Origin of the sequence: Desulfoluna spongiiphila (assembly GCF_900101345.1) — a bacterium.
Classification (GTDB): domain Bacteria; phylum Desulfobacterota; class Desulfobacteria; order Desulfobacterales; family Desulfolunaceae; genus Desulfoluna; species Desulfoluna spongiiphila.
This window is the reverse complement of record NZ_FMUX01000021.1, coordinates 118,656-129,260: the sequence shown is the minus strand read 5'-3', so window position 1 is coordinate 129,260 and position 10,605 is coordinate 118,656. Positions and strand designations below refer to the sequence as shown.

The 10,605-nt window shown below is 57.0% G+C and carries 10 protein-coding genes; 5 read left to right on the top strand and 5 right to left on the bottom strand.

The features are described from left to right. Positions 1 to 317: 317 nt before the first annotated feature. The 5 genes from fabG to BLQ12_RS22155 all read right to left on the bottom strand — a co-directional run bounded on the left by fabG (position 318) and on the right by BLQ12_RS22155 (position 6,619). Positions 318 to 1,037, bottom strand: a complete 720-nt coding sequence (fabG, locus tag BLQ12_RS22175) for a 3-oxoacyl-ACP reductase FabG (RefSeq protein WP_092214245.1) — start codon at positions 1,035 to 1,037, stop codon at positions 318 to 320. A 17-nt stretch (positions 1,038 to 1,054) separates the two neighbouring features. Further along, a complete protein-coding gene (locus BLQ12_RS22170) occupies positions 1,055 to 2,614 on the bottom strand; it encodes an acyl CoA:acetate/3-ketoacid CoA transferase (RefSeq protein WP_092214243.1) in 1,560 nt (519 codons plus the stop codon). Between the two features lie 18 nt (positions 2,615 to 2,632). Further along, on the bottom strand, positions 2,633 to 3,892 hold the full coding sequence (locus BLQ12_RS22165) for a GntP family permease (protein ID WP_367888799.1): 1,260 nt from the start codon (positions 3,890 to 3,892) through the stop codon (positions 2,633 to 2,635). A gap of 364 nt (positions 3,893 to 4,256) precedes the next feature. Continuing rightward, positions 4,257 to 4,769 (bottom strand): hypothetical protein, encoded by a 513-nt coding sequence (locus tag BLQ12_RS22160; RefSeq protein WP_092214239.1) that lies wholly within the window; start codon positions 4,767 to 4,769, stop codon positions 4,257 to 4,259. 242 nt (positions 4,770 to 5,011) lie between these two features. Continuing rightward, positions 5,012 to 6,619, bottom strand: a complete 1,608-nt coding sequence (locus BLQ12_RS22155) for a sigma-54 interaction domain-containing protein (protein WP_217640379.1) — start codon at positions 6,617 to 6,619, stop codon at positions 5,012 to 5,014. A gap of 496 nt (positions 6,620 to 7,115) precedes the next feature. Here BLQ12_RS22155 and BLQ12_RS22150 point away from each other — a divergent pair, with 496 nt between their 5' ends. The 5 genes from BLQ12_RS22150 to BLQ12_RS22130 all read left to right on the top strand — a co-directional run bounded on the left by BLQ12_RS22150 (position 7,116) and on the right by BLQ12_RS22130 (position 10,346). Further along, the gene (locus BLQ12_RS22150) at positions 7,116 to 7,439 is read left to right on the top strand and encodes a LysO family transporter (protein ID WP_092214238.1); all 324 of its coding nucleotides are present in this window, start codon (positions 7,116 to 7,118) and stop codon (positions 7,437 to 7,439) included. Continuing rightward, positions 7,429 to 8,028, top strand: coding sequence for a LysO family transporter (locus BLQ12_RS22145; RefSeq protein ID WP_092214236.1), 600 nt, complete (start codon positions 7,429 to 7,431; stop codon positions 8,026 to 8,028). Before BLQ12_RS22150 ends, BLQ12_RS22145 begins: the two co-directional genes overlap by 11 nt. Positions 8,029 to 8,083: 55 nt before the next feature. Continuing rightward, positions 8,084 to 8,914 (top strand): AraC family transcriptional regulator, encoded by an 831-nt coding sequence (locus tag BLQ12_RS22140; RefSeq protein WP_092214233.1) that lies wholly within the window; start codon positions 8,084 to 8,086, stop codon positions 8,912 to 8,914. A gap of 405 nt (positions 8,915 to 9,319) precedes the next feature. Further along, positions 9,320 to 10,033 (top strand): AzlC family ABC transporter permease, encoded by a 714-nt coding sequence (locus BLQ12_RS22135; RefSeq protein ID WP_092214231.1) that lies wholly within the window; start codon positions 9,320 to 9,322, stop codon positions 10,031 to 10,033. Beyond that, on the top strand, positions 10,026 to 10,346 hold the full coding sequence (locus BLQ12_RS22130) for an AzlD family protein (RefSeq protein WP_092214229.1): 321 nt from the start codon (positions 10,026 to 10,028) through the stop codon (positions 10,344 to 10,346). The genes BLQ12_RS22135 and BLQ12_RS22130 overlap by 8 nt, the downstream gene beginning before the upstream one ends. The last annotated feature ends 259 nt before the right edge of the window (positions 10,347 to 10,605 follow it).

Here is a 10,605-nt window from a genome sequence, read left to right as displayed (position 1 = left end):
TGATGTTGTTTAAAGCCTGTTTGTCAAACTTTTCAAAAGTTTGCCCCCCGGCTGGGCCGCCGGAGGCATAAGCTCTCGTTACGCAAAAAATGAAACAGGTCTCTTCTCAAAAAACGATCGCAACCCCTTGCCTTCCTCGCGAATGCCTCAAGGGTGATTGCATCATGGCGGCCTCCACGCATTCGCCACAGGGTTCCCAGGTGCCCCCACCTGGCCACCGGAGGCAGGCTCTTTAACCAAAAAACAAAAAATCCCCTCCGCCGGAAACAGGGGTGGAGGGGATTTTTCATAGGGGAGACTGTATGTGGGAGCGTATCTTACAGCCTCAACCCGCCGTTCACAGAGAGACAATGCCCCGTGATAAAGGAAGCCTCATCCGACGCCAGGAAGAGACAGGCCTTGGCGATCTCTTCGGGCTCGCCAAGACGGCCCAGCATGGTCTTCCGGCGAATGGGGTCCAGCACTTTATCGGGGACGGTCTTCATCATCTCGGTATTGATGTATCCCGGCGCCAGGGAGTTCACCCGCACGTTGGCGCCTTTTCGGGCAAACTCTTTGGCCCAGCTTTTGGCCATGGCGATGACGCCCGCTTTTGTGGCGGCGTAATTCGTCTGACCGACATTGCCGTACTCGCCCACCACCGATGAAATGTTCACGATGGAGCCTGTGCCCTGGTCGATCATCAGGGGTCCCACCAGCTGGGTGAGGTTAAAGACCCCTTTCAGGTTCACGTCACACACCAGGTCCCACATCTCTTCCGTCATCTTCTGAAGCAGGCCGTCCCGTGTGATACCGGCGTTGTTGATGAGCACATCGACCTTGCCGAATGTCCCCACGATGTCCTCCACAAACGCTTTGAGGCCTTCCCGGTCGGTGACGTTGCAGGTGTATCCGAAGACGCCTTCGCAGGTGTAGTCCGGTTTGGTCATGTCCACCGCGATGACGGTGGCTCCCTCTCTCGCAAAGGTTTCTGCAATGACGCGGCCGATGCCTTGTGCGCCACCGGTGACGATGGCTGTTTTTCCACTCAATCTCATATCAACCTCCACGTGGGTTACTTGGATGGTGTATCCAGGGTCAATCCCATGAGTCCCGGCTGAAAAATGGCCGGATTCATGGTTTTCAGGGGCTCGGCAATGGCAGGTTTGAATCCCATGTGCCGCAGAATGTCTTTTTCAAGGTCCATGCCGGGGGCGATCTCCGTTAAGGTGAGCCCCTCTTCCGTCAGTTCAAACACGGCCCGCTCGGTGACGTAGACCACCTGCTGGCCCATGCGGTGGGCATACTCCCCGGAGAAGGTGACCTGCTCCACCGCGTCCAGAAACTTACGGCCCCGCCCCTCCTCATCAATGATCAGCTTTCCATCGGCCACAGAGGTCTTCAAACCGCCCACGGTGAAGGTGCCGCAATAGACGACCTTTCCGGCATTCTGGGAAATGTTGATAAACCCTCCGCAGCCGGCTACTTTCGTCCCGAACCGAGAGACATTCACGTCTCCTTTGCCATCGCACTGGGCCAGGCCGAGAAAGGCCACATCCAGGCCACCGCCGTCGTAAAAATCAAACTGCGCCGGCTGATCGATAATGGCCGATGGGTTGATGGCGGCCCCAAAGCTCAGGCCGCCTGCGGGCACCCCTCCGATGGCCCCGGCCTCGGTGGTGAGCACCAGGTTGGTGACCCCCTCTTCATTGGCCACCATGGAGACCCCTTCGGGCATGCCGATGCCCAGGTTTACGATGGCATCGGGGATCAGCTCCATGGCCGCACGGCGGGCGATGATCTTGCGTTCTCCCAGGGGCAGGGGCGGAATGCTCTTGCTGGGAATGCGGATCTCGCGAGAGTAGGCGGGGTTGTACTGCTCGGCAAAGGTCTGCATGTGCTCGCGGGGTTCCGCCTCCACAATGGCATCCACATAAATGCCTGGAATCCCCACCCGGCTGTGATCCAGGGTCCCGTTTTCCACAACCCGCTCCACCTGAAGGATCACCGTGCCGCCGGAGTTTTTCGCAGCCTGGGCAATGGCCAGCATCTCAAGGGTCAGGGCCTCCTTCTCAAAGGTGCAGTTGCCCTCACTGTCCGCATAGGTCCCGCGGATCAGGGCCACATCGATGGGAAGGGCGTGGTAGAGGAGCCACTCTTCGCCCCGGATACTCACCAGCTCCACGAGGTCCTCTCGGGTCACCTCATTGAGCTTGCCGCCATCCATGCGAGGGTCCACAAAGGTGTGCATGCCCACCTTGGTGAGCACCCCTGGCTTTCCGGCGGCAATCTCCCGGTAGAGGTGAGAGATGGCCCCTTGGGGAAAGTTATAGGCCTCGATCTTGTTCTCAATGGCCAGGGTTCCCAGCTTGGGGGCAAGCCCCCAATGGCCGCCGATGACCCGGCGGACCAGCCCCTCGTGGCCGAAGTGGTTCAGGCCGCGCTCCTTTCCGTCGCCCTGCCCCGCTGCGTAGATCAGCGTCAAGTCCGTGGGCAACCCGGTGCTGAGAAACGTCTCCTTCACACCCCGGGACAGCGCCTCGGGGTGCATGTTTCCCACAAACCCGCCTGTGGCCACCGTGTCCCCGGATTTAATCAGGGCGACGGCATCGTTCAGAGTTACCTGCTTAGACATATCCATCTCCTTCGCGCCTTAAACCAAACCGGTGAGCAGGTGAAACACCATGACGCATGTCACCGCGATAAGGGGGGCCCCCACGGTCATGGCCGCCAGGTCAATATAACTCTGCTTGTGATCGAGTTTGCAGACAGATAAAAGGGTGATGACGGCACCGCAGTGGGGAAGGGTGTCCAGGCCCCCTGCCGCCATGATCATCACGCGGTGCAGCACCTCCGGGTGAATGCCCATGGCGAGGAAATCTTTGGAGAGCACCTCAAGGGCGATGGCGGTACCGCCGGAAGCTGAGCCAACGATGCCCGCAAGGAGCGTGGTGGAGATACCGACTTTAAACAGTGAGGGGATGGCCAGGGCCACAATCCCAAGCTTCAAAGTGCTAAATGCTGCCAGGGATTTGATGACACCGCCGTACCCCACCTCTGATGCGGTGTTGAAGATGGGCAGCAGGGATCCCACCGCGCCATCGAAGATGGTCTTGTTGGACTCTCTCAGGTATCGATTCATGGAGATCAGAATGAACACAACCGCCACAGAAAGACCGATCACCACAGGCCAGGTGCCGTTTACAGCATAGCCGGCTGCGGTATACTTTGCCTTCACCGCGTCAGAGGCGAAGTAGAACTTGGTCAGGATAAAGTTCAACACAAAGACGATGGCAATGGGGGCGATGGCCAGGCCAAAACCCGGAGCTTCCCCTTCAAGGTCCTCGAGGCCTTCGTTTAGATGGACGCCATACCCTTCTCCGGCCAGCTTGGCTTTTTTCGCACGATAATTCAGAAAACCGGTGCCGCCAAAGAAGATGATCATGGACCCCAGGATCCCCAGAATGGGAGCGGCATAGATATCGGTGTCGAAGTAGACCGTGGGCATGGTGTTGATGTACTGGGGAGATCCGGGAAGGGCCGTCATGGTAAACGTAAAGGCTCCCAAGGCAAGGCATGCGGGGAGAAGGCGCTTGGGAACATCCGCCTCTTTAAGCAACATGGAGCCGATGGGGTACATGGCAAAAACCACCACAAAGAGAGAGACCCCTCCGTAGGTGAGAAGGGAGGTGGCCACCACCACCGCATAGATGGCGTAGTCGGGCCCGATCTTCTCAGAGATAAAGTGAGCGATGGAGCGTGCGGCTCCGGTGGCTCCCATGAGCTTGCCAAAGACAGCCCCTGCGATGAACACCGGGAAATACTTACTGATGTAACTGGCGGCCGCAGGCATAAAGACATTGGACAGCGCAGACAAAGCGGGGATTTCACCCGAAAGCAGTGCAGCACTCATGGCCAGGATCGGCGCCAGAACAAGGACGGTAACACCACGATAAGCGAAGTACATCAAAGCGAACAGCGTTAGGATAATTGCGAGAACTCCCAGCATATTCATGCCTCCTTCGAAATTAGCCCGGATATGTCACGAGTCGACTGCACCCATAGTCAAGGCATCAGAGCTGCAGATGGTGCGCCTTAGCTCAAGGCTCTGATAACGCAAAAGTTGGGTGCACCCGGTTCGCCCGAAGGGTGAGAAAATTGAGCAGAAAACCGTGAATGGCATGTTGTGCTTTTGAAATGCCTGATTTTTTCACAGTAACTGACCGTAATGATTTTTCATTTTTTCAAATGAACCGTTTTCTCATGAAATACCCGGGTCAGGTGAGTTGCAGCAGGTATAGGATATAAAAGACAGCGAACAGCAGGCAGGTGACCATGCCCCATAACATTCCCTTCATGAAGCCAGGGCGTTTGCCGGCATGGGCCCTGTGATGCTCCGCGATGGAATCCAACCCGTCAGGGTCTCTGAATACGCTGATCAAACGATGAAGAAGGGCCACCGTGAGCAAGGCTTCCACGATGAGCATTGCAAGGTAGGCCGCTTCAAGATTGGAGGGTAACAGATGGTCTGCAACGGTCAGCAGGCTGCATGCCATGGCCGAAACCAGCAGCAGGTAATCGTTCTTTCCGGACGTTGCAACGGGCGAGAGCAGATCTCTGAAGACCATATAGACAAACACCAGAGCAAGATGCAGGTATTTGTTAGGCTGAGGATAGTAAATCTGCTGGGCAAGGATCAGAACGAGAGCGCCCTTAAAAAGAAACTGAAGCCATGAAGCCTCGTGTGCAAAGTAGCGTGGAACCCATATGGTCGACCGGATAAAAGTCATATTGTTACCTCCTGCGAACCATAAAGCAGGAAGCATGCCACCTTAAAAAGCCCCTCAGAAAAACACAAATCGTGCAATTCAAGCACCTTACAGACATTCAATAGCAGTACCGCCGTTCACACCCGGGAACACCACTGTAAAGATAAGTTTACGATATCATCCCATTTCCGAAATGTGTGTTAACTTACATTTACACATACAAGCCGATCTCCCTGAGTGTAAACCAAGGTTTACACCCCTGTTCACTTCATGCTGTACTTCTCAAGTTTTTTGTGGAGAGCCACTCTGGAGATGCCGAGATCGGCAGCGGTCTTGGTTTTATTCCCGCTGTGGAGAATCAGCCGCTCGGTAATGACCTTCCTTTCCATGTTTTCCAGAATGTACTTCAGCGGTTCCTGGCTGGCATTGAGGTTGCCGCCTCTCAAAACATGGGGCAGGTGCCACGGCTGAATCAACTCTTCCCCCTCCATAATATGGTAGGCACGCTCCACAACATTTTTCAGCTCCCGGATATTGCCCGGCCACGAATAGGCCTGAAGAAGGCAGCTCGCCTTTGGGGAGACCCCTTTGACCCCCCGTTTCATCTTTCGATTCAAGGCGCAGATGGCATGGCCCGCAATGAGCTCAATATCTTCCCGCCGTCTTTTTAAAGGGGGGATGGTTAAGGTGAAAACGTTGAGGCGGTAGAGGAGGTCTTCCCGAAACGTCTTCTTCTCAACCATCTCAGAGAGATTTTTGTTGGTGGCGGCAATCACGCGCACGTCCACCCGTTTGGGCCGACTTGCGCCGATGTGCTCCACTTCCCCTTCCTGGAGCACTCGCAGGATCTTGGCCTGCATCTGAAGCGGCATGTCACCGATCTCATCCAAAAAAATGGTGCCGTTGTTGGCCAGTTCGAACTTGCCCAGCTTCGTACTGGACGCTCCGGTGAAGGCCCCCTTTTCATGACCGAAGAGCTCCGACTCCAGAAGGTTTTCAGGAATGGCAGCGCAGTTGACCCTGATAAAGGGCTGAAAAGATCGGGTGGACTCCTGATGGATGGCATGGGCGAAGAGTTCTTTGCCCGTTCCGCTCTCCCCGAGAACCAAGACGTTGGAGTCTGATTGGGCGATCACGCGGGCATGATTCTTCAATGCCTCCATGCGTGCGTTACGCGTGAAGATCACATCCATGCAATACCGTGCCTGATGAAGCTTGGAGATCTCATTTCGATACCGGTTCAGCTCTTTTTCCATGGTCTCGAGCTTCTTATTAATCTCGCCCAGCTCATCCACATCCTGAAAGATCACCTTGCCCACAACCCCGGCAAGCTTGCCGTCCACCGTATAAGGAATGCGGGAGGCAACCATGTGGTTGCCCTGTATCCTCTGGATATCGTTTATCTCTGCCACCCCTGTCTTGGCGACAATATGAAGACGCGTATTCTCCACCACGTCCGTGATATGTTTGCCCACCACGTCCTGATCTGTGACTCCAAGAAAGCCTTTGTAGGCATTGGACATCATCGTGATGCGCCCATTGGAATCGGTGACCACCAGCCCGTCATAAGCGGTTTCAAGGATATACTTGAGCAGGGAGGTCTCCCGCTGACACGCTTCAAACTGCCGGGATAATTCACCCGCCTGGCTGACATCCTCAACGAGGACCACCACCCTGTCGGGATGGCCTTTGGACGCCATGGGGATGACGGTGACCTGATACGTCAAGTCACCCAGCAAGGCTGTGGCGCTTTTTTCTTCCCCCTCTGCAATGGCATGGTCCACACCAAGCTTTGAGAGAAAATCACCGGCTTTTTCATGGGAATTGTAACCGGCAGAGCCTGAAATCAAGTAATGCGCACTCGTATTCAAGCAAAAAAACTCCTTTTTCTTGTTCATCAAAAAAACAGCATTTGAGATGGTATCGAGAATATGGTTCAGGGGTATCTGGCTGGTTTGCGACGGCTCTCCCACGGTCAAAGCCTCCTTCTTTTCATACACTTAATATCATCCAGAGAAGACTGGCCGGGACCGCATAAAGCGGCCCTGTCCCCAACGGAGTTTTGTCAATCCAATGTGTTTATGAAAAAACAGCGTACACCATCGAGTAAGGAATTTCAGGCCAATAAATGACACGGCATAAAAAAACAAAACTTAGCAATGTGATACATCTCAGAGGAACCCTCCGAACCGGTTCGGGCAGGATCCACCTTGAAATCAAGCTATTTGGTTGACATTCCCCGGAGCTTCTTCTATATCCGCAGATGCGGTGACGGCGTGATTTCAGCAAGCGCCGCCCGGTGTAATGTTCGCAGAGAAGGCCACCGGCAGGTAGGCGTGGTTCCTCGCATGATTTTTGGAGTGGGTTATGGTTGAAATTCTCGTCATCATGGCAGCAGGCATGCTCATCGGCTACCTGCTGCGCCGGAAAAAAGCTCTTTTTCCCATCCTTGACCGCATCGTCATGGCGGTCATCTTTCTCCTTCTCTTTGTCCTGGGCATCTCCGTGGGATTGAACGAGACCGTGGTAAGCAGCATCCACATGATCGGCGTGAAGGCCGTGGTCCTCACCTCAGGGGCGGTTTTCGGCAGCGTCCTGTGCTGCGGCCTGGCCTACCGCTTCTTCTTCGCCGCCACCTTTGCGGACACCGCGTCCGATGCAGCCGACGGGGAGGTGCCCCATGAAGGGTAGCCTCACCATTCTCTTCTGCTTTGTCGTCGGGGTCCTTGCAGGGCTCTTTGCAGACCTTCCGGCCTGGGTCACCGAATCGGACCTCACCCTCTGGGTCCTCTACGCCCTCATCTTTTTTGTGGGCATCGGCATCGGGGGAGACGCCACCACCTTGTCCGTCCTGAAAAAGAGCAACGTCCGCATCTTTCTCATCCCTGCAGCCATCATCGTCGGCTCCCTGGCAGGGGCCGCCGGGGCGTCAGTCTTTCTCTCGGACGTCTCCGTCAAAGACGCCATGGCCATCGGGTCAGGCCTGGGCTACTACAGCCTCTCGTCCATCTACATCACCGAGATGCGCGGGGAGGTCCTGGGCACCATCGCCCTGCTCTCCAACATCCTGCGGGAGATCTTCACCCTGCTGGCCGCCCCCCTTCTCGTGGCGTGGTTCGGAAAGACCGCCCCCATTGCCTCGGCAGGGGCCACCGCCATGGACACCACCCTTCCCATCATCACCCTGAACTCCGGCAAGGACTTCGCCATTCTCGCCCTGTTCAGCGGCGTGGTCCTGACCATTGCCGTGCCCATTCTGGTGACCTTTATCCTGACATAACGGGTAGGCACAATTTCCCTTGCGATTACGGTTCAGTGGTGCTGACATAAAGGCCATGGCAAAAAAAACAAAAGACGACATACGGATCATCAGGCCCGAGCCGCTGCCCACGGTGGAGCTGCTCACCGGACGAATCCACAATCACGCCTACCGCCCCCACGCCCACGAGGAGTATGCCATCGGCGTGGTGGAAGCCGGTGTCCAGAGGTACCGGGAACCCGGGGGGACCTATCCCGCCCCGGCAGGGACCCTCTACACCCTCAACCCCGGGGACGTCCACGCCGGGGAAGCAGCCACCGAAGCGGGCTATCACTACCGCCTCGCCTATGTGCCGGAAAACCTCCTCCACAGTTACCTGGAGATCGAGCCAGGGGCCTTTCCAAGCCACCCCCACTTCCGGCAGCGCCTGACCCAGGACCCCGCCCTGGCCCGGGAATTCAACCGAGTCCTGGCCTCCCTGGCCGATCCCGCCACCTGCCGCGTCAAGGCAGAATCCGAACTGGTGCTCACCCTGCGCACCCTGTTCCACCGACACGGCGAGCTGGCCCCAAAAGAAGAACTTCCCGACGCCGGAGCCCATGCCATCCGCCGGGTCAAGGAGTACATCAAGCAGCGTGCGGCCGAGCCCATCACCCTCTCGGAGATGGCTGAACAGGCCGGGCTCTCCCGGTACCACTTCATCCGGGTGTTCAAAAAACACACGGGCCTCGCACCCCACGCCTACCTCACCCAGATCCGGGTCTTCCAGGCCAAGGCCGCCATTGAATCCGGCCTCCCCCTGGCCGATGCGGCCTTTGCCTCGGGCTTTGCAGATCAAAGCCACATGACCCGCTCCTTCAAGGCCATCTTCGGCATCACCCCCGGCAAGGTGCAAAAAACAGCCTGACAACACCTCCCCCGGCCCCACCGCAATTTTATTCAATCCACGGGAAGGCCTTCCCGGGTATGCTCTCCAAGACAGATAAATCCCGGACCGGCACCGACCATGGCCGGGCATTTAGGGCTCACGCAAAAAATAAATACACTGGTTTACAAAAGATGGCTCCTGCGGCCCTGCCGGGGGCTAAACTTTTGCCTGATTTTATAAAGACGGGTTGAACAACCAGGTTTTAAAAAATCTTTTTGGATAAATTTTTTCGTTAAAAGCTGATGTGATTTGACCCGAGGAACGAGGGGCAAAACGCATCCGCAACTTGCTTTCAAGGTGGCTCACCTTGCCGCCGGAGGCTTTTTTTGTTTTTATTTTTTTCTGCGCCCTTACCCACCCCCAACCCCAAGCAGGATGTTGACCATGTCACGATTTTTGAAAGGATGTAAGGATGCGCTGCCCGTGTCGGTGAGTGTGCTGGCCTACGGCAGCGTCCTGGGCGTGCTGGCGGCCAGGAAAGGACTCTCGCTGACCCAGCTTGCCGTCATGAACACCGCCATCTTTGCCGGTACGGCACAGTTTGTAATGGTGGAGATGTGGCAGGACCACCTGCCCCTCATCGAGATGACCCTGGCCGTGCTGGTGATGAACCTGAGGTACCTTCTGGTGGGCGCTTCGCTGCGTTCTCTCTTCACGGGAAAAACACTCATGGAAAAACTGGTGTTCATGCACCTGGTGACCGATGAGAGCTGGGCCATGACCATGGCCGCCCAACGGCGGGGGGAGGCCTCGGTGGGGCATCTCTTCGGCGGCGGGGTGTGCGTCTACCTCTTCTGGAGCGCAGGGACCTTAGGGGGCCACGCCATGGGGGCGGCCATTGCCCACCCCGAGGCCTTTGCCCTGGACTTTGCCCTCATCGCCGTCTTCCTGGCCCTGGTGGTGGGGCTCTGGCGGGGGGCCCGAAGCGATCTCTTCCCCTGGATCGTGGCTGCGGCGGCGTCCATCGCCTGCGCCAAACTCCTTCCCGGCAAGTGGTACATCCTGGCCGGAGGCATCTGCGGCTCCCTTGCCGCCGTTCTCACCGGAGGCAGTGCCCCCCTCACCGACAGCGACACCCAGGAGGCCGCCCATGCCTGAACCCCTGATCTCCCATAGCATCGCCCCCTGGGTGGCCATCGCCCTGGCCGCCATCGTCACCTACGCCCTTCGCGCAGGCGGGCTCTTTGTCTCCCAATGGCTCCCCCGCACCGGCCCCGTGCGCCGTTTCTTAGACGCCCTCCCCGGCACGCTGCTCCTCTCTCTGGTGGCTCCGGGCCTTGCCTCGGCCGGTCTCTCCGGGTTGGTGGCGGGAGGCGCCGTGGTGGGGGTCACCGTTAAAACCGGCAACGCCTTCATCGCCATGGTGGTGGGTACCGTCATCGTGGCCGGGTTCAGGGCCCTGGGGGTCTGATCTTAAAAAAAACAAAAGATGCCTCCGGCGGCGAGGTGAGCCACCTCGAAAGCAGCTTGCGAATGCGCTTTCGAGTCTGGTTAAACTGAATCTGCTTTTTTAAACCTGTTTATCAAACTTTTCAAAAATTTGGCCCCCGGCAGGGCCGCCGGAGGCAAACGAAACCGTTACGGCAAAAAAAAACGTTTGCCGTACCCAAACACACCGGGCACGGCAAACGCCTGAACGACAAGAAGACCCCTTGGTACGCCCCCGGACA

Coding starts and splice junctions, on each gene's coding strand:
- fabG (WP_092214245.1), bottom strand. CDS start 1,037: ATGAGATTGAGTGGAAAAACAGCCATCGTCACCGGTGGCGCACAAGGC.
- BLQ12_RS22170 (WP_092214243.1), bottom strand. CDS start 2,614: ATGTCTAAGCAGGTAACTCTGAACGATGCCGTCGCCCTGATTAAATCC.
- BLQ12_RS22165 (WP_367888799.1), bottom strand. CDS start 3,892: ATGAGTGCTGCACTGCTTTCGGGTGAAATCCCCGCTTTGTCTGCGCTG.
- BLQ12_RS22160 (WP_092214239.1), bottom strand. CDS start 4,769: ATGACTTTTATCCGGTCGACCATATGGGTTCCACGCTACTTTGCACAC.
- BLQ12_RS22150 (WP_092214238.1), top strand. CDS start 7,116: ATGGTTGAAATTCTCGTCATCATGGCAGCAGGCATGCTCATCGGCTAC.
- BLQ12_RS22145 (WP_092214236.1), top strand. CDS start 7,429: ATGAAGGGTAGCCTCACCATTCTCTTCTGCTTTGTCGTCGGGGTCCTT.
- BLQ12_RS22140 (WP_092214233.1), top strand. CDS start 8,084: ATGGCAAAAAAAACAAAAGACGACATACGGATCATCAGGCCCGAGCCG.
- BLQ12_RS22135 (WP_092214231.1), top strand. CDS start 9,320: ATGTCACGATTTTTGAAAGGATGTAAGGATGCGCTGCCCGTGTCGGTG.
- BLQ12_RS22130 (WP_092214229.1), top strand. CDS start 10,026: ATGCCTGAACCCCTGATCTCCCATAGCATCGCCCCCTGGGTGGCCATC.